General features: G+C 42.2%; 21 protein-coding genes. 7 read left to right on the forward strand and 14 right to left on the reverse strand.

Features of this window, described 5'->3' with window-relative positions; genetic code table 11:
- Positions 1 to 99: 99 nt before the first annotated feature.
- Entirely contained in the window at positions 100 to 906 is an 807-nt protein-coding gene (locus tag ACODJP_RS11665) for a phosphohydrolase (protein WP_422481686.1), read from the forward strand.
- Positions 907 to 922: 16 nt separating this feature from the next.
- Entirely contained in the window at positions 923 to 1,864 is a 942-nt protein-coding gene (locus ACODJP_RS11670) for a PfkB family carbohydrate kinase (protein WP_422481688.1), read from the forward strand.
- Here the strand turns inward: ACODJP_RS11670 and ACODJP_RS11675 are convergent.
- Positions 1,861 to 4,242, reverse strand: a complete 2,382-nt coding sequence (locus ACODJP_RS11675; protein ID WP_422481690.1) for a diguanylate cyclase domain-containing protein — start codon at positions 4,240 to 4,242, stop codon at positions 1,861 to 1,863. The genes ACODJP_RS11670 and ACODJP_RS11675 overlap by 4 nt on opposite strands.
- A 184-nt stretch (positions 4,243 to 4,426) precedes the next feature.
- On the opposite strand from ACODJP_RS11675, the gene typA reads away from it, so the two are divergent.
- Entirely contained in the window at positions 4,427 to 6,262 is a 1,836-nt protein-coding gene (gene typA, locus ACODJP_RS11680; protein WP_422481692.1) for a translational GTPase TypA, read from the forward strand.
- On the opposite strand, the gene ACODJP_RS11685 is transcribed toward typA, so the two are convergent.
- The 3 genes from ACODJP_RS11685 to asnB form a co-directional block, all read right to left on the reverse strand.
- Positions 6,255 to 7,157 carry a ribokinase gene (locus ACODJP_RS11685; RefSeq protein ID WP_422481694.1) on the reverse strand — a complete coding sequence of 301 codons (903 nt, stop codon included), beginning with the start codon at positions 7,155 to 7,157 and terminating at the stop codon, positions 6,255 to 6,257. The two genes, typA and ACODJP_RS11685, sit on opposite strands and share 8 nt — an antisense overlap.
- A gap of 67 nt (positions 7,158 to 7,224) precedes the next feature.
- Positions 7,225 to 8,262: an aspartate--ammonia ligase gene (gene asnA, locus ACODJP_RS11690; protein ID WP_422481696.1), complete on the reverse strand. Its 1,038-nt coding sequence runs from the start codon at positions 8,260 to 8,262 to the stop codon at positions 7,225 to 7,227.
- A gap of 11 nt (positions 8,263 to 8,273) precedes the next feature.
- Positions 8,274 to 9,953, reverse strand: a complete 1,680-nt coding sequence (gene asnB / locus ACODJP_RS11695) for an asparagine synthase B (protein WP_422481698.1) — start codon at positions 9,951 to 9,953, stop codon at positions 8,274 to 8,276.
- 206 nt (positions 9,954 to 10,159) lie between these two features.
- Here asnB and ACODJP_RS11700 point away from each other — a divergent pair, with 206 nt between their 5' ends.
- The 4 genes from ACODJP_RS11700 (at position 10,160) to ACODJP_RS11715 (ending at position 14,294) form a co-directional block, all read left to right on the forward strand.
- Positions 10,160 to 11,182: a LacI family DNA-binding transcriptional regulator gene (locus tag ACODJP_RS11700; RefSeq protein WP_422481700.1), complete on the forward strand. Its 1,023-nt coding sequence runs from the start codon at positions 10,160 to 10,162 to the stop codon at positions 11,180 to 11,182.
- An 11-nt stretch (positions 11,183 to 11,193) separates the two neighbouring features.
- Positions 11,194 to 12,522 (forward strand): GH1 family beta-glucosidase, encoded by a 1,329-nt coding sequence (locus tag ACODJP_RS11705; protein ID WP_422481702.1) that lies wholly within the window; start codon positions 11,194 to 11,196, stop codon positions 12,520 to 12,522.
- A gap of 762 nt (positions 12,523 to 13,284) precedes the next feature.
- Positions 13,285 to 14,046, forward strand: a complete 762-nt coding sequence (locus tag ACODJP_RS11710; RefSeq protein ID WP_422481704.1) for a ParA family protein — start codon at positions 13,285 to 13,287, stop codon at positions 14,044 to 14,046.
- A gap of 2 nt (positions 14,047 to 14,048) precedes the next feature.
- Positions 14,049 to 14,294: a hypothetical protein gene (locus ACODJP_RS11715; protein ID WP_422481706.1), complete on the forward strand. Its 246-nt coding sequence runs from the start codon at positions 14,049 to 14,051 to the stop codon at positions 14,292 to 14,294.
- A gap of 79 nt (positions 14,295 to 14,373) precedes the next feature.
- On the opposite strand, the gene ACODJP_RS11720 is transcribed toward ACODJP_RS11715, so the two are convergent.
- From ACODJP_RS11720 to ACODJP_RS11765, 10 genes are all read right to left on the reverse strand, one after another.
- Positions 14,374 to 15,333 (reverse strand): D-2-hydroxyacid dehydrogenase, encoded by a 960-nt coding sequence (locus ACODJP_RS11720; RefSeq protein ID WP_422481708.1) that lies wholly within the window; start codon positions 15,331 to 15,333, stop codon positions 14,374 to 14,376.
- A gap of 19 nt (positions 15,334 to 15,352) precedes the next feature.
- Positions 15,353 to 17,476, reverse strand: a complete 2,124-nt coding sequence (locus ACODJP_RS11725; RefSeq protein ID WP_422481710.1) for a glutamine synthetase III — start codon at positions 17,474 to 17,476, stop codon at positions 15,353 to 15,355.
- 35 nt (positions 17,477 to 17,511) lie between these two features.
- A complete protein-coding gene (gene glmS / locus ACODJP_RS11730; protein WP_422481712.1) occupies positions 17,512 to 19,341 on the reverse strand; it encodes a glutamine--fructose-6-phosphate transaminase (isomerizing) in 1,830 nt (609 codons plus the stop codon).
- Positions 19,342 to 19,389: 48 nt separating this feature from the next.
- On the reverse strand, positions 19,390 to 21,408 hold the full coding sequence (locus ACODJP_RS11735; RefSeq protein WP_422481714.1) for an ATP-dependent helicase: 2,019 nt from the start codon (positions 21,406 to 21,408) through the stop codon (positions 19,390 to 19,392).
- Positions 21,409 to 21,423: 15 nt separating this feature from the next.
- A complete protein-coding gene (locus tag ACODJP_RS11740) occupies positions 21,424 to 21,906 on the reverse strand; it encodes a COG2426 family protein (protein WP_422481716.1) in 483 nt (160 codons plus the stop codon).
- Positions 21,885 to 23,048, reverse strand: coding sequence for a DUF362 domain-containing protein (locus ACODJP_RS11745; protein WP_422481718.1), 1,164 nt, complete (start codon positions 23,046 to 23,048; stop codon positions 21,885 to 21,887). The genes ACODJP_RS11740 and ACODJP_RS11745 overlap by 22 nt, the downstream gene beginning before the upstream one ends.
- On the reverse strand, positions 23,045 to 23,827 hold the full coding sequence (locus tag ACODJP_RS11750; RefSeq protein ID WP_422481720.1) for an RsmB/NOP family class I SAM-dependent RNA methyltransferase: 783 nt from the start codon (positions 23,825 to 23,827) through the stop codon (positions 23,045 to 23,047). The genes ACODJP_RS11745 and ACODJP_RS11750 overlap by 4 nt, the downstream gene beginning before the upstream one ends.
- Positions 23,828 to 23,868: 41 nt before the next feature.
- On the reverse strand, positions 23,869 to 24,540 hold the full coding sequence (gene trhA, locus ACODJP_RS11755; RefSeq protein WP_422481722.1) for a PAQR family membrane homeostasis protein TrhA: 672 nt from the start codon (positions 24,538 to 24,540) through the stop codon (positions 23,869 to 23,871).
- Positions 24,541 to 24,642: 102 nt separating this feature from the next.
- Positions 24,643 to 25,383 (reverse strand): amino acid ABC transporter ATP-binding protein, encoded by a 741-nt coding sequence (locus ACODJP_RS11760; RefSeq protein WP_422481724.1) that lies wholly within the window; start codon positions 25,381 to 25,383, stop codon positions 24,643 to 24,645.
- Complete coding sequence (locus ACODJP_RS11765) at positions 25,376 to 26,242, reverse strand: amino acid ABC transporter permease (protein ID WP_422481726.1); 867 nt, start codon at positions 26,240 to 26,242, stop codon at positions 25,376 to 25,378. Before ACODJP_RS11765 ends, ACODJP_RS11760 begins: the two co-directional genes overlap by 8 nt.
- Between the last annotated feature and the right edge of the window lie 61 nt (positions 26,243 to 26,303).

Below are 26,303 nucleotides of genomic sequence, written 5' to 3' on the forward strand. Positions count from 1 at the left end.
AAATATACTCCTGTCGGATGGGTCCGGCGGGAGTTTTTTATTGACTATCGGTTGCCAATAGGGGCCGCTATGGATACACTGATACCCGAGAGGTATATGATGAAATCACCGAAAGAACTCTCTCTAGAAAAGAAACTTCTTGAGGCTTTAGATCCAACTACACCTCCAGGGATCATCGCCTCATTATTAATCCATGATGAAGAAATCCAAATGATGCAAGACTATGCCAATAGTGTCTCCATTGTTCGCTTGGGATTCAATGATCATGGACCTGTTCATATGCGACAGGTAGCACGAAATGCGGTCAAGATGATGCATCTTTTAAAAGATGGCGGCATCCAAGGAAGTTTAGAGCATGATAAGGTAGGCTCCTTCGAGGATTCTCTGTCTGCGGTTGTCCTAGCAAGCTTTCTCCATGATTTGGGTATGGCTATAGGCCGACAAGATCATGAATTGCTTAGTGCGACTCTCGCTTCGCCCATCATCACAAGAATATTAGAGTCAGCATATCCTGATGATATCAAGAAGAGGGTAGTAATCAGGTCCCTTACTCTTGAAGGAATTGTCGGGCATATGGCAACGAGAAGGATCCACAGCATTGAGGCTGGAGTGATTCTTCTAGCCGATGGTTGTGATATGGAAAAAGGAAGGGCAAGGATTCCGCTTGCTTTAAACACCGAGCCAAAGATTGGGGATATCCATAAGTATTCTGCAAATTCAATCGAGAAGGTGACAATTCAAAAGGGAGTTGAAAAACCTATCAGGATAATCGTTGAGATGTCCGCTGAAGTGGGGTTCTTCCAAATTGAAGAGGTACTTCTTCCAAAGGTAAACTCCAGTCCAGTAAAGCCGTTTGTTGAGTTATTGGCAGGAGTTGTAGGTCAAGAAAAAAAACAGTATCTGTAGCATACGGGAGGTAGTGATGATTGCGATATTAGGAGAGGCTTTGATTGATTTGATTGGAGGGGAAGGTAAGGACGACCAGCCCTGTTTTTACCATTACGCTGGTGGCTGTGCACTGAATGCGGCTACGGCTGCTGCAAGATTGGAATCCGATGTATTATACATTGGAAGACTTTCTGCAGATATGTTCGGTAAACAGATGCAATCCTATTTCAGAGCGAATAATGTAAAACTGATTGACGAATTTTGTGACGTAACGGAAAACTCGATGATTGGTTTCGCGAAATTAGACGAACATGGAGCAGCTTCCTATGTATTCTATAGCGAGGGAACTACCGTTACAAAACTAGGTGTACAAGACATCACGAGAGTTCTCAATAGCCATCCTGAAATTGCATATCTTCATGTTGGATCGGTTTCTATTGCCCTAGAAGACTCGGGGAACAAGATTTTAGATGCTCTTAGGACTACAAAGAATCTTCCATTTGTATTCTTCGATCCTAACGTAAGGCCTACGGTAATCCAAGATTTTGATTCATACAGAAAACGGGTTCTGGAGATAGTAAAGCTTTCCTCTTTGGTAAAACTATCACATGAGGATCTTGCACTAATCTATCCAGATCGTTCGATCGAAGAGGGCGTTCAGGCTATCTTAGATTTAGGTGCTTCACAAGTGATCTTAACTAAAGGAAAAGACGGCCTACAATGGTGCACAAACAATGGTCTGGATGTTTCGGTACCTGCAATCGACAACCCGATAGTAGATACAGTTGGTGCTGGAGACACCGTAAGTGGTGCAATCTTGACCTACCTCGAGGAGCACTCGATTGGGAGAGGTGATTCAATTACTGAAGCCCAAGCGAAAGAGGCAATGGAGTTTGCAGCATTAGCTGCAGCGGTGACTACTTCTAGGAAAGGAGCGAATCCTCCTAAACGTAGTGAAGTTGGTTCTGTCCGTTAGCATCTCCCTCGTTTAGCGAAGGAATAACCATTTTTTCCTCCATTTTTGACTACATAAAGTGCATGGTCAGCACTTGTGTACAGCTCAGTAAATGTTTCTCCGTCTTGTGGATATTTGGCTATGCCGATGCTGCAAGGCAGATTATCTTTCCTGAGATTGTCAATCAAGACATTAATTTTTACCTCCAAGCGTTCCATATCGGTAAAATTTATCAGACATACAGCAAATTCATCACCTCCGAGACGACCGAAGATGTCAGTATTCCTAAAAACTTGTTTTACATGGAGGGCTATAGATTTCAGTACTTGATCACCATGTAAGTGTCCAAGAGTGTCGTTGACCTGCTTGAAATTATCCGCATCCAGCATTACCAATACATGCTGGTTTGTGTGGGGTTCGGCAAGATCGAGAATCCTAACGACACTAGCCTCGAACCCCCTTCGATTCATTAAACTTGTTAGTGGATCCGTCTGTGATAGACCAATAAGTCTTAGCGCCTCTATCTTTTCTTCATGTATATCTTGAATTCGTCCTGCGATACGTGCTACTTGGTTTTGATTGTCGAACATAGAAGTGAGAAGAAATCTCGTCCAAATATAAATATGCTTTTCCTCTTCAACTGCCTTTGAAAGTCGGACTTCAATCTTAGTACCTCTGATTTTTTCTCTAATAACAGTCTTTAGCGTTGCAATAAACCGAACCTTATCATCTGGGTGCATATCGTAAAGATCTCCCAAGGAAAGATTGGCATGATTAGGGAAGCCCCTTCCGAACATTCGTATCCAGTTTCTCTCCCGGGAAATGAAGAGAAACCTGTTTTGCAAAACGCTCCATTCAAAGATTACCTCATCTGTCTGTTCCAATAGAATCCTGTACCTTTCATCACTGGAACGCAACTGTACGAAAGCTTCATGCATGGCTGTCGCGTCAACAGCCATCCCGTATAATACAGGATTTACACCATCAGACGTATCCTCATGGATCTTAAAAGAGCAGGAAATCCACTTGAACCCCGAATCCGATGAAGTCTGATATTCAAAATTCCCCTCTCTCTTGTTTAGAAGAGCATGCTGGATAATCTGTCGAACCATTGGCCTATCATCAGGATGGACCGTTTCCATAAAACTGTTTCCTGTTACACTGATGAGACTCTCCCTTTTCTCGTATCCTGTCAGCGAGACGAAAGGATCGCTTACGAAGAGGAAGGTCATAGCCTGATCCAATGTTGTCTTGAATAGTCCTCCTGGAATATGCGTGGTTAACATATCCAATTCGTTGTTCAATCTCCTAAGCTGTTGGGTATCCTTGGCGACATGATCTATTAATAGGTTGAACGAGTCTGCTATGCTGGAGAATTCTGAATTACCTTCCAGTTCAATATGGTGGAAATAATCATGGTTACGAATATGTTCAATACCATTAATCAATTTTTGTATCGGATGACCAATTTGGTTTGAGATAAACTGCAAAGAAAAAATCAGTGCTATGAGGAATAGGAGTGTGAAAAATAGGAATAGGGGAATACTCTCTAATACAGGAAGATAAATCTCATTTGTAGCTATCCCTGTGAATACCGTCCATCCCAGTTCAGGTATGTACTGGTATTGTCCCAGAGATCTTTCTCCATTGAAAGAATACTCGATTGTTCCTCTTTTGTTCTCCATGGTATACGAGGGTTCGATTTTATCAGATAGATCGCTAATATTGTCGAAATCCTGGATAGACCAATAGCCTTTATCTGCCATATTCGTAGCAATGATTGAACCATGAGAGTCTATAACCAAGCGAAAAGTACTCTCGAACATACCTGCATCGTGGGCGAGTTCACGTAGATATGAGAGATCCAAGACAGAAATGATCGAACCTTCGAATTCTTCACCCTCGTATAAGGGCATACCCATCATGATGTAGACATCTTCGGCAGATTCGGCTGGGGAGGTAATCACGGGAGATACCAGTTTTTGTGTCGGTCCTTTCCTTAGGGAAGTAATGTCCAACATATGGCTGGACCTAGCTGGATATAGTGGGTCATGGTAAACCAAAATAGTGCGTTCATTATCCTCGACATACAATGCTTTGGTATCTGGATGAACTTCTGTATAATACAATAAATTTTCCTGCAAACTGGAATATGCTTGTCGACTTTCAAAGCGGGAGAGGAATGTACTGCTCTCCAAAATAGCGTGCATCTGTACGAACTCATTCGCGATATAGGTCTGGATCTTACTGGCATAAAGGTCTGCATCATAAGCAACCGTTTCCCTGACGAACGGATCGAATCGAATTATGAATGAGATCATAGCTATCAGTATCACTAGAAGAATGGGAATCAAAGAGAAACTGAAAATGATTGTCTGCAGTCTGCGCGTAAAACGCAACTTGTCCTCCAAGTCTGTGACGAATTTTTTGGTGTTTACTAAGTAGTCGGGCTTTATGGTACCACGGGAATTTTCGGCTGTATAGGATAAGCATAAATCGAGTTACGATACTTTAGCTAAAGATATCCAAACAAGAGCTCGTGTACTATAGCAAATGTCGGTGATGTGCTATAGTTGCGCAGTTATGTTGAAAATAAATAAGAGTATGAGAAATATTGCAATCATTGCCCACGTAGACCATGGAAAAACTACTTTGGTGGATGGATTGTTCAAGCAGAGTGGACTTTTTGCCAATGGATCTATGGCCGATAGGATTATGGATTCGGGTGCTCTGGAGAGGGAACGGGGAATTACGATAAGTGCAAAGAACTGTTCAGTCGATTGGAAAGATGTAAAAATTAATATCATTGATACTCCAGGACACGCTGACTTCGGTGGAGAGGTCGAACGTGGCCTTTCTATGGTGGATGGTGTAGTCCTGCTAGTTGATGCAGCCGAAGGACCATTGCCCCAAACAAGATTTGTACTTCAAAAAGCATTGAATCTCCATTTGTCGGTAATTATCGTTATAAACAAAGTCGATCGACAGGATGCAAGACCCCAAGAGGTACTTGAAGAGGTTTACGACCTCCTTCTAGAGTTGCATCCTGATGAATCCATGCTAGAGGTTCCTGTTCTCTACTGCATTGGCCGTGAAGGAACTTGCGGGCTTGAGCCCAATGAGCTCGATGGTAATCTTCATGCTCTCCTAGATGCCATGTTATCTAAAATCCCAGGTCCCACCTACGATGATGAGGAACCATTCCAAATGCTCGTCTCTGATCTTGGATATAGTGATTTCTTGGGAAGGTTAGCAATCGGTAAAGTCGTCAATGGAACTGCTACGAAGAATGATTCTCTTGTATGTGTTGGAGCCGACAATATTAGGATTCCACTGCGTGTTACCAGATTGCAGTGTTATCACGGTCCAACCTTCACTGAAACCGAATCGGTCGGACCGGGCGATATAGTCGTTCTCTCAGGTGTAGAGAAGGTCTCAATCGGTGATACCATTTGTACACGCGATTACCCGAAAGCCCTTCCAAGGATAACGGTAGATGAACCGACAGTCGCCATGCAATTTAGTAAAAATATCTCCCCTCTAGCGGGAAAAGAGGGGACTTTCGTACAGTCTACCAAGATCTATGAACGATTGCAGAAAGAAGCTCTGCAGAATGTCTCTATTCGTGTAGAAAAGAGTGGTGAGGATGACTCTATCATGGTTAAAGGAAGAGGAGAATTCCAACTTGCTATCATTGTGGAATCCATGAGGAGAGAGGGGTTCGAGCTTTGTGTCGGTAGACCTACTATCATTTTTAAAGAGGATGAGAACGGGAAAAAGCTTGAGCCGATTGAATTTCTAAGAGTCGATTGTCCTGAGTCATATAGTGGCATCGTCATGGAAAAACTGGCTAAGCGGAAGGGTCAAATGCTTGATATTACGTATGATTCCGATAGTCGTGTAACTATGCGATTCGAAATTCCTTCTAGAGCACTGATCGGTTATAGAGATGAATTCCTTACCGATACGAAGGGGACCGGTATCATGCATGCTGTACTAAAAGGCTATGAAGCCTATAGGGGCGATTTTCCCGATAGATTTTCCGGTTCTCTGGTCTCAGATAGGGCTGGGAATGCTGTTCCCTATGCTCTGTTCGGCTTGGAACCACGGGGAAGGTTGTTTGTCCGACCGGGAGATCCAGTCTACGAAGGTATGCTGATTGGAGAACATAACAGGGAAGTCGATCTGGCTGTGAATCCGACAAGAACCAAGAAATTGACGAATATGCGGGCATCGGGAAAAGATGAAGCAGTCATTCTGACTCCTATTTCTACCATGAGCCTCGAACAAGCTATCAGATTCATTAAAGATGATGAACTAGTTGAGGTTACACCAAAATCAATCCGTCTGTGTAAGAAGATACTCAACGGTCAACAACGTAAGATATATGAGAGTCGGGGGTATATGCCTACTATGTAAGGGTGTAGGATTCCAATATCCCGAAATCCTGCGGGGTCGGGATGGAATCCATGGCACCATTTCTCATGACAGTAATACTAGAAGCTGCACTCGCACTGGCAAGAGCCTCTTCAACAGTAGAACCTTTTGCAATATTGGCGATATAACAACCAATGAAGGTGTCCCCTGCTGCCGTAGTATCCACTACAGGAACATTCCAAGTTCCGTGACTGTGGCGGATATGCTTTCCTCGACCAAATCGGGCACCAGCGCCACCAAGAGTAATGATGAAATCAGAATCCGGATAATTTGCGGTTAGGTATTCCATTGCCTCGGTTGGATCAGCCAATCCCGATAAACCTTCTGCTTCAACCTCGTTCAACACGAATAGAGAGATTCTGCCAAGTGGTAGATCTCCTACAGTCTTATCGAAAGGAGCAGGATTGAAGCAAATCTTCAAACCTTTATTTGAGGATTGAGTGATAATGTACGATAAATTATTAATCTCATTCTGAAGTATCACCCAATCACCGCTATCGAACTGGTCTATGACTTGATCGATCTCTTTCTCGGTGAATTCTTTATTTGCTCCAGCATAGAGGACGATAGAATTCTGTCCATCTGAAGCTACCTGGATTAGAGCTTGTCCTGTAGGTGTATCTCCAACGGTCATAAGGTTGGTTCTAACTCCCATGCTTTCAAGTTTATCCTTGATCCATAATCCATCTGGACCAATCTTGCCAGCATGAAAGATCTCATGTTGTCCAGCCTTGGCAACCGCTACAGATTGGTTTGCACCTTTGCCTCCAGTGGAACGTGTCATGGAAGTGCTTCCAATGGTCTCTCCAGGTTTGACAATATGATCAACCGAGAAAACGATATCTATATTCGTTGAACCAAAATTCAGTATACGCATTCCAGCTCCTCCATGTACTGTTTCGATTGATTGTAGGAGCTGGAAAGCCAAAGGTCAATACAATACATTATAGTAAGTTTACGCCATGCGATGCAGCTTCTTGGTGAATCTGTTCTGGCCAGACAGAAGCTTGAACCTCTCCGATATGGGCTTTCTTGAGAAGTACCATACAGATTCTGGATTGGCCGATTCCTCCTCCAATAGTTTGGGGAAATTCACCTTTTAATAAACGTTTGTGCCAGTAAAGGTTACTCCTTTCACTATTGTTTCGCATATCTAGCTGCCTGAGAAGGGATTGTTGATCTACCCTGATTCCCATTGAGGACAATTCCAGCGAATCTTGTCGAACTGAATCCCAAACAATAATGTCCCCATTCAAGCCATAACGGTTCTCCCCAGTAGGAGTGGACCAATCGTCATAGTCGGGCGCTCTTCCACCATGTAAGACACCATCAGCAAGAGGATGTCCAATTCCTATGAGGAATATCGCTCCATATTTTTCAGCGAGAATCTTTTCCCTTTCGACTGGCGTCAGGTTGGGGTACAATTCGTATGCTTCTTCTGAGTGGATGAATGTAATCTCCTCAGGGAGAGAAGGTGTACAAGCAGGAAACATTTCACCTACAAGGAATTCTGTCCTCTTTAGAGCTCCATAAATCTTGGTGACCACAGTCTTAAGAAATTCAAGATTCCGTTGGTTATCTTGCATTACCATTTCCCAATCCCATTGGTCAACATAGATCGAATGGATAGCATCGATGTCGTCATCAGGTCTTATGGCATTCATGTCGGTATAGAGACCGGTATTAGGAGTGAACCCATAGTCTGCAAGTGCCATTCTCTTCCATTTTGCGAGAGAATGAACAATTTCCATATCGAGATTATTCATATTCTTGACTGGAAAGGAGACTGGACGTTCTATGCCGTTGAGGTCATCGTTGATACCAGATCCTTTGGGTACAAAGAGTGGGCTGGTTACGCGAGATAGATAAAGCTCTCCAGATAATTCTCTCTCAAAGGTGTCTTTAACGAATTTGATGGCTTTTTCGGTATGTTTCTGATCCATCAATGGTTTGTAGGTTTTTGGAAATTGGGGGGCGATCATGGTAGTCCTCCTTATACATATGCCTGGTCATGTACGCCAGCGACAGCACGACCAGATGGTTCATTCATCTGTTTGAAAGCGATATCCCATTCTAACGCAGTTTGCGTAGAACATGCTACCGATGCTTCATGGGGAACGCAACGGGCTGCAGCTTCTGAGGGAAAGAATCCCGCATACAATGAGCGGTAATAGTATTCTTCCTTGTTCATTGGTGTGTTGATGGGAAAACGGTGTTTAGCAGTTGCAAATTGTTGATCAGTTACTTTCTCACTAGTCATTTTACGGAGTGTATCGATCCAGTTATATCCAACTCCATCAGAAAACTGTTCTTTTTGACGCCAAGCGATTTCAGGTGGTAAGTAATCTTTGAATGCCTCTCGCAAAATCCATTTTTCAATACGCTCTTTCCCTGGGATTTTACTGGACATCTTATCGATGGGATTTTGTGTCATTGCCGTATCAATAAATTCATAATCCAGAAATGGGACTCTTCCTTCAACGCCCCAAGAAGCTAAGGATTTGTTTGCACGAAGGCAATCGTACAGATGTAACTTGCTTAATTTCCGTACCGTTTCTTCATGGAACTGTTGAGCATCCGGAGCCTTATGGAAATAGAGGTAACCGCCAAACAATTCATCTGAACCTTCACCGCTGAGTACCATTTTGATACCCATGGATTTGATGAATCGAGCGATCAGGTACATAGGGGTAGATGCTCTGATCGTAGTAATATCATAGGTTTCTAGATGATAAACGACATCAGGTAATGCATCCAAGGCTTCTTGGATGGTGAAGTGGACTTCATGATGGATAGTTCCTATGAATTCAGCTGCTTTTCTGGCAGCAAGAAGATCTGGTGAACCTTCTAGCCCTATGGCAAAGCTATGTAACTGAGGCCACCATGCTTCATCCTGGTCCTCCGATTCGACACGCTTCTTGGCATATTTCATGGTTACAGCTGCAATAATTGATGAATCTAGACCTCCACTGAGCAAAACTCCATAGGGAACGTCTGTCATTAACTGACGCTTAACTGCAGCTTCAAGATCTTTCCTGACTTTATCGATGTCTGTTGTAAGGTTTTTGACTGTATCGAATTCCATCCAATCACGATGATACCAACGTTTTGGCTCCGATTCGGAACTTAAGAAATATGAACCTGGAGGAAACTCCTCATAATGGGTGCATATTCCCTCAAGAGATTTCAATTCTGAAGCTACATAATATTGTCCGTCTGCATCCCATCCTTGGTATAAGGGTATAATACCAATGTGGTCTCTTCCGATCAAAAAGATCTCTTTTTCACTATCGTAAAGTGCAAAGGCATAGATACCATTGATTTCCTTAAAAAAATTGACGCCCTTATCACGATAGAGCGCCAAGATGACTTCGCAGTCGCTATGAGTCATGAAGTCGAAAGAGTCGGCGTACTGTTTTCGGATATCGAGATGGTTGTAAATCTCGCCATTAACCGCAAGAGATACCTTACCATCCTTTGTGACCAAAGGTTGTTTACCTGAGAATGGGTCGACTATCGCAAGTCGTTCATGTGCAAGAATCGAATTATTGGCACAATGAACTCCTGACCAATCTGGTCCACGATGTCTGATCTTTTTTGACATATTCAGAACTTGTTCCCGAACTACGTCCATGTCTTGCGCAATGTTGAAAGCGCCAACGAATCCACACATGCTACTCCTCCTCTCGATAATATGGAACCACACTACAGGTGGCATAAACTATAATAGGGAAACCTAGCGAGTTCTTGGCCTCCCTGTCAATCGTATTTGTGGATATTTATACATAAAAAATGATTGATCATCGATTTTTATCAATCGGGTCTTGCTTTATCAACGACCGTATAGTAGTATCGAAAACGATTTCGAAAGGAGAGCCTATGTCTCGGGTAATTACCATATACGATATCGCCAAGGCTGTGGGAGCATCTCCCGCTACAGTATCGAAAGCACTCAATGGCCGTCGTGATGTAAGTGATGCAATGCGCGACAAAATTATTAAAAAAGCCGCTGAGATGGGCTATAGACCTAATGTTAATGCCCGGGGATTGAAGATGAAAAAATCTTGGCTGGTAGGTATTGTCTATGGCAGTGACATGCACGATACTTTGGAACACCCACTTTTCCTTCCCATTATGGATGCCTTCAAAAGACAAATGGAGATGCATGGTTATGAATTGTTATTTTTATCCCAGTCTTCCAAATTTATCGGGGACAGCCTATTCTCTCACGCTTTTAGCCGACAGGTAGAGGGTCTACTGCTAATTAATGTGTCTCCTGAGACCGCTAACTTGTTCAAACATTCAGCCACTCATATACCTATGGTTTCTTGCGATGGCATCATCTCCTCTATGACATCGGTTTTAACAGACAATGAGTCAGCAGGTATTGAGGCAGTCGATTATCTCTATAAGATGGGTCATCGTTCGATTGGACACATAGCTGGACCGGTAGGAATGATCGCCACTGCAGGGGAGGAACGAAAAAGAGGATTCAAATTAGGCCTTGAACGATGTGGACTCGTCTATGATGAATCACAAGTAGTGACAGCAAAAGGGTGGACTTTCAAGGCGGGTAGAGATGCATTCATGCAGTTATTGAATCAAAATCCCCATATGACTGCGGTATTCTGCGCGGCTGACTTCTATCTAATGGGAGTCTTGGATGTATGTAAGGAGCGTAATCTTACTATTCCTCAAGACATGTCCGTAATCGGTTTTGATGATCTTCAATGGACCGCATATATGAATCCTGGATTTACTACCTTTAGGCAAGATAAAGAGATGTTGGGAAAGTTATCTGCAGATCGGTTAGTTGAGAATATTAATGGAGAGCATAGGGAAGAGATAATTAGGATACCAGCGACATTGGTGATCCGAGATTCTGTAACACACATAGTTTAGAGGTGCCGAACGTGAGACTGCAATTTCCTGAAGACTTTTTATGGGGCTCTGCTACGGCTAGTTATCAAGTAGAAGGGGCTATTGACGAAGATGGGAGAAAACCATCTATCTGGGATACGTTTTGTTCTGTGGAAGGCAATATTTCACATGGTGATAGCGGAGATGTTGCAGCTGACCAATACCATAGATATATGGAAGACATAATCCTTATGAAAGAGGTCGGACTTACAGCCTACCGATTCTCACTCGCATGGCCAAGAATCTTGCCTTATGGGGTAGGCGAACCGAACCATTTGGCAATTGATCATTACCGTCACCTTATGGAATCTTTGAAAAATCAGGGTATCGAAGTTGTGGCAACTCTGTACCACTGGGACCTACCACAAGCACTTGAAGATCTAGGTGGCTGGCGTAATCGTGATACGGTATATGCATTCGAAGAGTATGCGGCTATCTGTTTCAAATCATTCGGAGATCTGGTAGATAAGTGGATTACCATAAACGAACCCTGGTGTATTGCATATTTGGGACATTTGATCGGAGAACATGCTCCTGGACACCATTCTCTCGAAGAGACTGTCCGAGTAATCCATCATATCAATCTTGCACATGGGAAGGCCGTAACTGCACATAGGAACATTATTGGTCAGAGTAATATCGGTATTTCTTGGAATCTGTTCGTTCATCGTAATGCTACTAAAAATGGTGGAGACATAGAAGCAGCAAAAAAGGCATTGGTATATGAAAATAGAGTATTCACAGATCCTGTTTTACATGGAAAATATCCTGATGAATTAAAAAATGAACCTTTGTGGCGATTTCCTATTAAAGAAGGGGATCTAGAAGAAATTAACCAAAAGATTGATTTTATTGGAATTAATTACTACAACGAAACTATAGTGAAAGCATCGGCAGAGAATCCTAAAGGATATATCCCTGTTCCTCAATGGCAAGAGACGACAAGTCAAGACTGGCCAGTAACTCCCAATGCATTGTTAAGAGTTCTCTCGTGGATCACTGAAGAAGCGGGTAACATACCATTATATATAACTGAAAACGGATGTGCATGTGACGACTACATAGACAAAGATGGAAGAGTGCATGACCGATTTAGGATCGATTATTTATGTCGGCATTTGATGATCTGTAATGAGGCGATCAATATGGGTTTACCTTTGAAAGGATACTTTGTTTGGTCATTTATAGATAATTTTGAATGGGCATGGGGCTATGAAAAACGTTTTGGAATTGTATATTGCAACTATAAGAATCAAACAAGAATCATTAAAGATAGTGGGTATTTTCTTCGTGATACGATAGCAGGTTACTGTGAAATATAAATTAAAATTATATAAAAACAAATATATAATATATGAAAACTATATAAAAATTATATTTTAAAAGAGTATATACGCATATAAATATACATATAAACACATAAAGAGTTGATATAATTCAATATAATTATATGTATTAAATATAAGGTAATAGCATTACTTTTACTAATGGTAAGCTCATTTCCCAACAAAGCGAGGGCAGCGGGGCCACAACGTGGCCACATTGCCGAGCGAGTGCCGGAAACAAAAGCTTGCTTGTATTACCGAACGAGTGCAGGAAACAAAAGCTTGCTTGTATTACCGAACGAGTGCAGGAAACAAAAGCTTGCTTGCATACCATTCATTACCTGTATGAGCTTGATAATATAGTTGGACACAAAATAATAATTGTTTGAGACTCAGCATCACTACTGTGGCCAAAGGAAGAATATAATCATATCAAAGATTGCACTTCGCTGTATGAGGTGAGACAACCTTGCCAAGGTTCTGGTAAGAAATATACAAATTCAATAAAAATATTAAATGGAAGTTTGATGAAAAATATATGAAAATACCATATAAGAATATAAAAATATGTATAAATAAGATATAAAATATAAATGAAAAAAATATAAATATTACATAAGTAAAATAGATAAATACATGTAAATTACATGATAGCAACATAAATTGATACAATTATGTTATAGTTATAAATCTATTCATATTATATCTTGTACGATTGCAATAGTGGATATATACTTGATACGTCAAGGAATTATAGCTATGTCAAAAACTATTTCCTTCCATCTTCAGAAAGGTGGAGTAGGAAAAACTACAATTTCGGGAACTCTCGCAAGCCAATCAGCACTTAGTGGTTATTCAACACTACTTGTAGATGTTGACCCACAAGGTAATGCCTCTTCATGGTTTTATGATGGGGAATTGCAATGGGAGCTTTCTGATGTGTTGCAAGGAAAATGTTTTATACAAGAAGCCATAGTAGAAATTGCTACAATTCCTAATCTATTTATGTTACCGACTTTTGGAATCGGCGGTGGACTGAAGCAATATGCAGAAACAAAAATTGCCGATGAGCCATATGTTCTCCAGGATCTGGTAAAGGAACTTTCCCAATCTTTCGATCGGATAATCCTTGATCTTTCACCAGGTCTCGGTAAACTTGAACGTTCTGCTTTGATAGCGAGTGATGAAATAATTACTCCTATGACACCTGAAGTATTCAGCCTTGATGGTCTTGAAATTTTTATAGATGAACTGGAGAAGATAAAGAAGAATTTGAGAAGTCCTGTTAAACATGACAAGATTATAATTAATTCTTTTGATGAAAGAATTAGGCAGCATAAAGATATTTTTGAAGCTGCCTTATCGGGGTCTTTTACAGTTTTTAAGATTCCTGTTGATCCTGTATTCAGAAAATCACAGGAAAGGAATATTGCTCCACAACTCTATAAAATGAGAGGACGCGGACTGAAGCCCGTCACCATCGAAGCTATAAAGACTATTGATTCAAGTATCTGGAGATAATTATGGCATTAAAGAAGAACCCGGATGTTATTGACCAAGAAGATTCGCTTAGCGCAAAGAAAGCAAAGCAATTATTCAAGCACGATTCTAAACCGAAAAAAGAGAACAAGATTCTTACTACCTTTTCGATAGAACCATCGTTCAAACGAGAATTAGAAGAAATGTTTTCCAATATGGGCTTAGGTTGGGCGGCGGGTATTCGATTTGCCTTAAAAGAATTCAGTAAGAAACATGCTGAAGAAATGTAATAATAGTTCTAATTTTCTTTAATTCTTTATAATTAATTACTATATACCTATACTAAAAATATATGATAAATAATTAAAGTTATATAATATTAATAGGTTTATCATGTAAAAATGATAAAACATTGTTATAGGTTATTTCCATACATCTTAATCTTGCTTCAGTAGTTCCCCAAGCAATATGTGGTGTTATAAAACAATTGGGTGCTTCCAATAGGGGATTACTTGTATGTGGAGGTTCTTTAGAAAGAACATCAATACCGACGGCTTGAATCTTCTTTGAAACCAACATGGAGTAGACATCATTCTCATTGAACAATGAACCACGAGCGGTATTCAATAATATTACTGAATCTTTCATCATAGAAATAGTTTGTTTGTTCACCATACCTGAAGTTTCTTTATTAGCAGGAACATGGAACGAAATGATATCACTATTCCTATATAATTCTTCAAGAGATACAAAAGCAAGAGTGTCAGTCTCCATAGACTTGTCTGGATTACGCGAATAGCCTAAGACCTTCATACCGAAGGCGAGGGCAACATCCGCAACCTTTGAGCCTATACGACCAAATCCGACTATACCAAGAGTTTTTCCTTGTAATTCAATTCCAGGATAATCCCAAAAACAGAAATCTCTATTCTTTACCCATCTTCCTTTATGGACTGCTCTGTTGTGGTGTCCTACATGATGACAGATTTCCAACAATAGGGCGAACGTCATTTGGGCGACAGAGTAGGTGGAATAAGCTGGTACTATTGAGACTATGATATTTTTTCTGTGAGCAGCATCGATATCTACAACATCATAACCGGTTGCCATAACACCAATATATGTTAAACGATCACAACAAGAGATCGTATCTGAATTGATGGGAGTCTTGTTTGTTAGGATAATAGTAGCATCAGAAATTCGATCGACTATCTGATTTGACTCTGTATGTTCATAGACAGTCAATTCACCAAGTTCTTCAAGTGGTTCCCAAGAGAGGTCTCCAGGATTTAACGCGTAACCATCCAATACAACTATTTTCTGTTTCATATCTATGTATTATCCAGAACTAGAGTCTAAATAGCAACTCCTCATATCCTGGAAAAGGCCAAGCCTGCTTATCTGTAAAGGTTTCCAACATATCGGCATGTGATCGTAAGTCCTTCATTTTCTCAAGGACTTCATCATGATAGAATTGGGCTTGTCCCACTGTATCGTCCGACATGGCAAGTGCTTGGGCAAGAGCGATGTGAAGAGCTTCACCAGCTTTGATCGTCTCATTAAGCTCAAATGACAAAAGGCTGGCAATTTTTTCCAATTCCTGTGTTGAAAAACCTATGCTCTTCTGACTTTGGATGTCATCAACAAGTTCTGACAGATAACGCGTTACTGCAGGTACGATACTTCTACGGGTCATCTCCACCATTACTCCAGCTTCGATATTTACCTGCTTGCTATAGATCTCTGCATACACTTCCAGTCTGGATTCAAGTTCTTGCTTAGTGAAAATGCAATGTCTCTCCAACATATCTACATGTTTGGGTTCAACAAGTTGTCCTAATGCTTCTACGGTACTGGGGAGATTGGGTAGCCCTCTATGTTTGGCTTCCCGTATCCAGTCTTCTGAGTATCCATTCCCATTGAATACGATACGTCTATGCTTTCTGTAGAACTCTCGGATAATTTCAAGCATTTCTTTCTTTTTATCTTTGGCAGCTTCGAGCCTGTCTGCAACCTCACAGAAAATATCTGCTACAGCAGCATTGAGCATTGTATTGGGACCAGCCAAAGATTGCGATGAGCCTACCATCCTGAATTCAAATTTGTTCCCGGTAAAGGCGAAAGGAGATGTTCTATTTCTATCAGTCATGTCCTTTGGAAGGCTTGGAAGAGCATTTACTCCGAGTTTTAAGATTTCTCCACTTGGAGTTTTATAGGGAGTATTGGAGACCAGATGTTCCAATATTTCAGAAAGTTGTTCACCAAGATACATGGAGATTATTGCAGGTGGTGCTTCGTTTTGTCCAAGTCTGTGTTCATTGCCAGCGGTAGCCGCGCTTGCCCTGATCAGTGGAGCATACATATCAACTGCTTTGACCAAGCTAGTTAGTACCAAGAGGAACAGGAGATTCTCTTGGGGGCTATCACCGGGAGAGAGAAGATTCTGGCCATCGTCAGTAGCAATGGACCAGTTGTTGTGCTTTCCAGAACCATTCACTCCTGCAAACGGTTTTTCATGCAATAACGCTTTCATCCCATGTCTACGGGCAACAGACTTGAGAATTCTCATGAGCAACTGGTTACGGTCTATAGAGAGGTTCGCAGCATCGTAGATCGCAGCTATTTCAAACTGTCCGGGAGCTACCTCTTTATGTTGAGTCTTTGAAGGTATACCTACTTTCCATAGCTCGTAGTTCAATTCATTCATGAATACGGTAACACGATCGCTAATAGAACCAAAATAATGGTCATCCAACTCCTGACCTTTTGCAGCCAAATTCCCGAAAACAGTACGTCCTGTCAAACGAAGATCAATTCTCTTTTCAAAATAATCCCTATCGACCAAAAAATATTCCTGTTCAAATCCTACGCAAACGGTTATATGGCGAACATCCTTATGCTCAAGCGCATGCAAGACTCGCAATGTCTGTCTCTCCAAGGTATCAACTGATCGGAGTAGGGGGACCTTCTTATCGAGAGCATGTCCATTGTAGGAAAAAAATGCAGTAGGAATATAGAGAGTTTTAACTCCTTCAGTCTCTTTTATAAAAGCAGGAGAAGAGGTATCCCAAGCTGTGTAACCACGAGCTTCAAAGGTTGCCCGTAATCCCCCATTTGGAAATGATGAGGCATCTGGTTCGCCCTGAAGTAACTCTTTGCCAGAGAACTCCATGATAACCTTTCCCGATTTTCCGATGGTAAGGAAAGAGTCGTGTTTTTCGGCTGTCGACCCTGTAAGAGGTTGGAACCAATGGGTATAATGGGTTACTCCTTTTTCGAGTGCCCATTGTTTCATTGCTGAGGCTACAGCCTCAGCAACCTGAGGTGTCATGTCCTTATCACCATGTTGTATCTGTCGTAGCTCTGTGTAGATGTTTGGATCCAGAAAATTTTTCATTGCTGCTTCATTGAAACAGTTCTTTCCAAAAATTTCTTCAACTGAAACATACGTATATTCGTGAGAGCTTTTCATGGTCGTCTCCTTGACTCAAAATGACAGAGAGTATGTTACTCGACAGTAACTGACTTGGCAAGATTCCTTGGTTTGTCGACATCACAACCCCTCTCAATCGCACAGTAGTAAGCGAACAACTGGAGGGGAACAACAGCAAGAATTGGGACTAAGGCATCTGGAGTGTCCGGTAAATAGAGTGTCATATCCGCAACTTGGGAGATTTGGGGTGTTCGTTCACAGGTTATTCCAAGGACTTGAGCTCCTCGCGCCTTGACTTCCTTGATATTGGAAATCATTTTTTCCACCATCTCCGATTGTGTGCAAAGTGCAGCGACGAATGTGCCCTCTTCTATGAGCGCGATAGTGCCATGCTTGAGTTCTCCAGCTGCGTAAGCCTCCGAGTGGATATAGGAAATCTCTTTAAGTTTCAAGGATCCTTCCAAGGCAATATTGTAGTCGAACCCTCTTCCGATAAAGAATATGTCGCTGCCATGTGCGAACCGTTTAGCCAATTGGCGGACCACATCACGTTGTTCCAGAATAATATCAATCTTATCTGGTATACGTTCAAGTTCTTCAAGGTAATTTTTAATCTCAAGGGCATTCATGGTTCTTCTGATAGTCGCCAAGTGAACGGCAAGAAGATGTATTACTGATAATTGCGCTATATAGGCTTTTGTTGAAGCTACTGCGATTTCAGGACCTGCCCAGGTGAAGATAACATCATCCGCTTCTCGGGCGATCGAACTCCCCACTGTATTAACAATAGCCAACACACGTGCTCCCAGCTTTTTTGCTTCTCGAAGTGCTGCCAACGTATCTGCAGTTTCTCCCGATTGGCTTATTACGATTACGAGTGTCCTATGGTTTACAAGAGGTTTTCTATAACGAAATTCCGAAGCGAACTCTACTTCAACTGGAATTTGAGCCATATGCTCGAATAGATATTTCGCAACCATACCAGCATGGTATGCCGTTCCACAAGCTGTAATAAAAATTTTGTCGATCTGACCTATTTTTGTCTCGTCAAGATCAATGGAATCGAATCTGACAGCTTTCCTGTCATGCGTTATACGTGGCCTTATTGTATCTACGACGACTTTGGGTTGTTCCATCATCTCTTTCAACATGAAATGGTCAAAACCCTCTTTCTCTGCAGCAAAGAGGTCCCATGTCGTCTCTACCGGAGTAAGGGAGATACTGTTGAGCTCCATATCAAAGAAATTCGCTCCCTGTCTATCTACTCTCGCAATATGATAATCCTCAAGAAAGTAGAAATTCCTCGTATAAGAGAGCAAAGCCGTAACATCGCTAGCAAGGAACATCTCATCATCACCGATCCCAACGACGAGGGGGCTGTCTTTTCGAGTAACAAATATGGCATCTTGGCTGGATACGTGGAGCATCGCTAACGCAAAAGAGCCTTCTAATTTTCTGACAACCGAACGAAGGGTAGAAACTCCATCCCCATCCCAGAGAAGGGCTGCCAGATGGGCTACGACTTCAGTATCGGTATCAGATACACAGGAAATACCCTGCTCATGAAGTTCTTCTTTTAATTCAAGATAGTTTTCAATGATCCCATTATGGACCACTGCTACTGAACCATCCGAACTGGTATGCGGATGCGCATTCAAAGTAGTAGGAGCTCCATGAGTAGCCCACCTCGTGTGGGCAATTCCGATATGGGCTTCGATAGGAGATTCCATCAGTCGGTTTTCAAGAATAGCTATTCTACCGGCCTCTTTAATTGTACTGATACCATTATTACTGATGAGAGCCAATCCAGATGAGTCGTAACCACGATACTCAAGTCTTTTGAGACTTTCGACCAACAATTCCGATGCATTCCGATCACCAATATAGCCGACTATACCACACATGGTGGTACTATATTGCCTATCGCCAAACGATGTCAACAAGAAGAAAAGTCAGGATGTTTCTTTTTGAGCCAGTCGTTTTCTCAAGGCTTCAAATGCGGCAATCGTTTCATCTTTTTGTAGTTCCCTATTTTGGGCGGGTTCTTTGAAAAGATCGGTCGGTATTTCGGAAAGAAATCTTGAAGGAATAGATGGGACTATCTCCTTGTTTCTTTTTCTCTGTTTGCAACTGGAAATGAATAGGAGTCTTCTCGCCCGGGTAATCGCGACATAAAAAAGGCGACGTTCTTCTTCCAGGGTTTCAGGATTCTCTTGTAACGTTCTAGCATGGGGAACTATATGGTCTTCGATTCCTCCAAGAAATACGGTATCGAATTCCAATCCTTTGGAAGCATGCATGGTCATCAGTGCTACTTTTTTTTCAGTTGTATCCTCCTCTCCTCGATCGCGAGATACCAAGGAGAGTCGTTGCAGATAGTCATAGATCGATGCTCCTGCATTATCTTCCTCCCGTTCCCAACGGGAAAAGAGTCTCAGGAAAGTCTCAACACTCTTATATCGCCAGAGTACAGCTTGATCATTTCCTGGATGTTCTACTGCAATATGGTATTTATATCCAATATCTTCCATCAAGGTTTTCATTACATGGCTTTTTTTTCTTCCAGCCGAAAAGAGAGCTTGCCTGTAGGTATCGATAAGTTGGTAAAAATTTTCCAACGGTTCCTTTCTGGTGAACTGGATAGGGGAATTATGAGCTATGATAATTCCAATAGCACTATAGAGAGAACAATGGTGTGATTCAGAGACATTCCTCAGAACTTGGAGGGTAGCTCTTCCGATCTTTCTTCTTGGAGTATTGATAATTCGTAAGAGAGCGATATCGTCATCAGGATTTGCCAAGACACGAAGATACGCAATCGTATCCTTTACCTCCTTCCTTTCGTAGAAACTCTGTCCACCTGAAACAGCCGTCGGAATCGATTCCAACATAAGTGCATTCTCAATCGGTGGAATAAGGTGATTCGTCCTCACAAGAATACCGAAATGGTCCCACCCTATTTGTCGCTCAAATGAAATCCTCCGCATTTGCTGGATTATTGATTCAATCTCCTCCTCTTCATCTTGGGGATGCATCATGACGATACGACCTCCAGAATCGCTTTCGGTCCAAAGAGACTTCTTCTTCCTCTGGGTATTGTTCACTATCAGCTCATTTGCAGCTTTAAGAATGGTTCCGGTAGATCGATAATTACGTTCCAATTTAACTTCAATCCTCTCTGGAAAATCGGATTCGAAAAGTTCGATATTCCGAAAGTTTGCTCCTCGCCACGAATAGATGGATTGGTCATCGTCCCCAACAACACAAATATTCCGACTTTTCTCTGCCAACAAGTGCACGATGGAATATTGTTCAAGTGATGTATCCTGGAATTCATCTACCATGATATGGCTATATTGTGATCGATATTCTTCAAGTACTTGTGGATAGTTATGGAACAATGCTAATGGCATCGTGAGCAGATCATCAAAATCGACTGCATTGTAGAGTCGCATATGTTCCTTATAGTCATCATAGAGACGTCTGGCGATTTTTGAACTTTCTTCTGGCCAGTTTCCTCGTCCTGTTTTTATTAAACTGAAGAGGTTTAGCATACCATCGATATCGTACGCGAGCGGGTCTAGATCCTCCTCCAACATAACCTCTCTTAAGAGTGATGCACGATCTGCTGAATCGTAGATAGTGAAGTTATGTTTATAGCCGAGGAGATCGCAGTGTTTCTTGAGGACTTTCATACCAAAGGCATGGAAGGTACAAGTAGTAAGATCTACGAGCGGGTCACCGGTGAGCATTCGTACTCGACTGGCCATTTCGGCTGCTGCTTTATTGGTGAAGGTGAGGGCTAAGATTGATTGCTGGGGAATATTCGATTGCAACATATGTGCGATCCTGTATACAATCATTCTCGTCTTTCCTGAACCGGCACCGGCAATGATCAAGACAGGTCCCTCTATGGTAGACGCAGCTAAGGCCTGTTCCCTATTTAGGGAGGCTGAGATGTTAATTTTCACTAGAAGAACTCCAATTTAAACTATTTTTACAAAGATTGAGCCAACTCCCTTACCAAGAACGAGCAAGAGACTCACTATAGTCGCCGACATGATAACACCTGCGCTAGCTGCAAGCATACTATGTTTTCGATCCAATCCGAGTACCCAAGCACCAAGAGTCCCTGTCCATGCCCCGGTGATAGGAAGCGGAATACCCACGAATATCATAATACCCCATGTCCCATAGGTCTCAATTTTTGGACCAAGTTTCATCCGTGCACGTATGACTGTACGGTCGAAAATTCGTGTATAGAAATTCCATTTCCCATACAAGAAACCATGGAAATAGGTAAGGAATATATAGACCAGAGGAGAGACCAGCAAATTGGCTCCTGCACCTAAGAGAATCGCTTCCCAAAGAGGATAGCCACGGAAGTAGGCAAACGGGATTGCCCCTCGGAGTTCGCTGATAGGTGCCAATCCCAAAATGACGGTTCCTATGATTGTCTGGATATCCATGAGCCACTCCCATTTCTCTTTTCAATGGTAATCGCATCTGCTGGGCATACCTCATGGCAGCAATAGCATCTGATGCATGCGCTATAGTCGGCCACGATACCTCTGTCCTTGTCAAGGGTAAGCGCTTTTCCAGGGCAGATCTTAACACATCGACCACAACGGATACATAAATCGTTGTCGAATAATGGTTTTGGTTCCTTCTGTTGGTGTTTCAATTGAATGAATCGGGAAACCAATGGACCGAAAAGTGCCATCAATAGACGGGTTCTCTTTTCCTGCTTAATTCTCTTAAAATCGGCGATAACCAGTTTCTCTGGATTGAGAAGAGGGTAGGCGATATCTTCCAACTTATTCCATTGGGATAACTTTTTATCGTGCAACTCTCGTATGAGAGGCAAGGAGAATGGCTGATATCCCATGATGATAGCTTGTGCCACATCGAGTGCAGTAGGGTCATTGGAGGCTAGTAACAGTCCAGTATGCCGAGGAATACCTCCCGCTGGGCCTGGGCCTTCCATAGATACTATTGCATCCATGATAGCGTAGTGGGGTTTTATAACTGAATACAGTCCAGCTAGCATTCGTGCGAAAGATTCTCTGGTCGGATATCGCATATGGCAAGCACTTTTATGTAAACCTGGAACCATACCAAAAAGATTCTTAACACTACCCGTTGCATACATGAGTTGATGGGTTTTCAGTTTAGCCACAGAGATAATGACATCTACGTCATCCATAATTTTAGGCAATGGCAATTTGTGTCCTAGCGTCCCAGGGATTCTATGCATGCGAGGTTCTTTAGCGAATTCACACCATTGAGCTCCCTCTTTTTCACATACTTCTCCAATCATTGAGGTTTTTGGTATGAAATTTGGCCCATGGATACCGGGTGAATCACCAACAAGAACTTGGTCGGCACCACGTCTGTAACAGAGACGGATGAGAGCAGCGAGTATTTCCGGTCTTGTAGTTATTGCCTTTTCCGGTGCAGCATCACTCAAGATATTGGGTTTCAGTAATACCCGTTTATTGAGGATATCGGGGAAATCGGCCATACTGCAGAGTTTTTCCAAAACTGCATCTATCTCATCATCATGGTATGTTCCACATCTGGAAATTGCTACAATAGGATATTTTTTCATCCGATCTTCCTCATAAGACAATAGTACAGTGGCCCTCGTCCTCCCTCTGTGTCGGGGAGAATGATACTGCCATGAGAGAGTTTTTGAGCAAAAGGTCCGTCGATGGCAATCTCCTCGTAGCGGCCGTCCCTTTTTTTCTCTAGTTTCTGGATAATCTCTTCATTTTCCTTACTGGAGATACTACAGGTGCTATAGAGGATATATCCACCCAACTTTACAGCCTCCAAAGCGGCCGCAAGCATGGCAAATTGTTGGATAGCTAAATGTTTTGTCCTAGAAGGACTCCATTGGGCTAGAGCCTTCGGATCTTGTAGTACATGTCTCTCAGAGGAACATGGTGCATCAAGCAAAACAGCATCATATCGCTCTTGTTCATAGAGTCCCCATTTTGTTGCATCATGGCTGGTAATGGTAACTCGACTACGTATCTCTTCTGGAAGATAGTGATCTACGACTTTTCTCAATCGTCCTCTTCTCTGACTAGAGCGATCGTTGCTGATTAATAGACCTTTTGTCTGCAGCGAGGTTGCAAGGACTAGAGTTTTTCCACCAGGTGCAGCACACATATCCAAGACAATATCTCCATCGGAGATAGGAAGACTTCGAGCTGCCAAAATGGAAGCTTCATCCAAATAGTAGCTCTGTGTCAGTCCTTCGGAAAAAGGGATCGGGTTGGAGGGTTTTAAAAGAGCCTCACGAAGGGTAGGCCATCTTTGGCCATACATGGATTGGTAGAAGGAATCGAATGTCTGTGTATCTTTTTTATGTGATGAACCCATAGCAATACTTTAGCGATGTACAAGCACTCTGTCCAGAACAACTAGGAAGTAAGATGGATCATAAATCCAATACAGAATATTGCACTGGCGAAGACGCAGAATATATGCCAGATCATGTGGTTATGGGGAATTTGCTTTACCGCATAGAAGATTACTCCAAGGGTATAGAAAATACCTGCAGCCAATATCCACCACAAGAGTCCCGCTGGAAGGTAGGGTACGATTTTGTCCCAGAAGAAAACAATCATCCATCCCATACCCAGATAAAACATTACATGTAGAGGTTTGAGCCTCTCCCAGAAAAGGAGACTGAATACAATGCCAGCTATTGCGATAGCCCATACGAAGAGTATGAGTCGTATTGCTACAGTAGTACCTATGAATGCTAATATGGGAGTATAGGTTCCAGCTATAAGAAGGTAGATATTCGCATGATCAAAGACTCTGAAAAGTCTCTTGGCATCACTTTTAGGAACCGAATGATAAAGAGTCGAAGATGCGTAGAGGAGAATCAGAGTTGCCGCATATACCAACATGCCGACCCAGGTCCTCCCATGGAGAAAGTTTTCTCTCCCTGTAGCGACGAGAAACAAAAAAACTACTGCTCCAAGAACACCAAGACCATGGCTTAGTGAATTTTCCCTTTCTGCCGCAGCATCCGCATGATTATGTAGGGTGATATGGCGAGTCAACCATGTTTCGTTTGATTTCATTCCAGTAGACTAGCGACAAAATGAAAAAAGGACAATGATATATTTCTACCATTGTCCTTAATCACTATTGCTGTATTACCCTAGTCCATCCTTACTAGTAGGTCAGAGGATATGTTCCAAGAACCGTTTTGTCCGATCCGACTTGGGATTTGTGAATAGATTCTTTGGCGTGTCGATTTCGATGATTTCGCCTTCATCCATGAAAATGACCCGATCTGCTGCAGCTGATGCAAATCCCATCTCATGGCTTACAATTAACATGGTCATTCCCGATTTTGCTAATGAGAGCATGACATCCAAGACCTCTTTGATCATTTCGGGGTCTAGTGCACTTGTAGGTTCATCGAACAACATGACTTTGGGGTTCATGGCGAGTGCACGGGCAATCGCCACCCGTTGCTGCTGTCCTCCCGAGAGCTGATTGGGATGACTATCAGCCTTCTCAGATAAGCCAACCTTTGCAAGCAATTGCTTTCCAAGTTCTTCAGCCTTGGTTTTCGACATTCCTTTCACCTTAATAGGGCCTAGTGTAATGTTCTCCATTACCGATAAATGAGGGAAAAGGTTGAAGTTTTGGAATACCATACCAACTTCTTCCCGGATCTTGCGTATATCGGCATGTCCGGTAACCTCATCCTCGTCAATGAAGATACGGCCAGAGGTGGGAATCTCCAATTTGTTGATTGTCCTAAGCAAGGTACTCTTACCACTTCCTGAAGGACCAATGATAAGAACCACCTCTCCCTGTTCTACAGAGAGTGATGCGTTTTTTACTGCATGTAAAGTTTCTTTCTTTGTGGTGATATAATCCTTACAAAGATTTTCAATCCGTATTCTAGCCATTTCTATGCAACCTCTCTTCAAGCATTCCTACCAAACGTGATAGCAAAAGCGTTATCACCAGATAGACCAGTGCGACAATCAACATGGTCTCCAAGGAGAGAAAGGTCCTTGAAATATATTCTCGTCCCTTTCTGAGAATATCACTAAGGGCTATAGTTGAGACCAAGGATGAATCCTTGAGCATGGAAATGAACTCATTACCGATTGCGGGCAATACCACTTTAATTGTCTGTGGAAGAATTATATAGCGGAATGCTTGTCCGCGTGATAATCCGAGTGCTATTGCAGCCTCCATCTGACCTTTTGGGATTGCCTGTATACCAGCTCTTACGATTTCTCCCATATAAGCACCGAAACAGATAGACAATGCTGCTACAGCGGCTGACATTCCTTCAATCTGGAACAATCTTCCCATTGCATAGTAGATGAAAATCAATTGAACGAGTAGAGGAATTCCACGGATGAATTCTACATAAACACCACTGATCATATTCACCAAGCGGCTTTTCGAGACACTACCTAATCCAGTGAACAGACCAATAAAAATTGCACCTAGAATCGCAAGGATGGTTACTTGGAAAGTAGTAGGAGCTCCTTTTATCACTACAAGGAAGATTGCCCTATATGGTTCGGGAAAGAAGATAACCAATGAACCCAATAAAACGATCGCAAGAGCGAACGTGATTCGCCAGGAATTGAATACATGGTTGTCATTCTTATTGGGTATCAAAACCCCATCTGTCATTTGGATGGCAGTGGGGACCTTCTTCTCAATATCATTTTTGGGGACCGATACCACCTGTTTCGCAATAGAAGGGCGAGAATCGTAAGATGAGTCGGATGTATTGTTTTTTTCCATAAGACCTCTACAATAGGGCAAACCGAAGCCTAGGAAAGACTTCGGTCAACCTTTTGAACGA

The sequence above is a fragment of the Pleomorphochaeta sp. DL1XJH-081 genome, assembly GCF_049310885.1.
In the GTDB taxonomy this organism is placed as follows: domain Bacteria; phylum Spirochaetota; class Spirochaetia; order Sphaerochaetales; family Sphaerochaetaceae; genus CAYZJV01.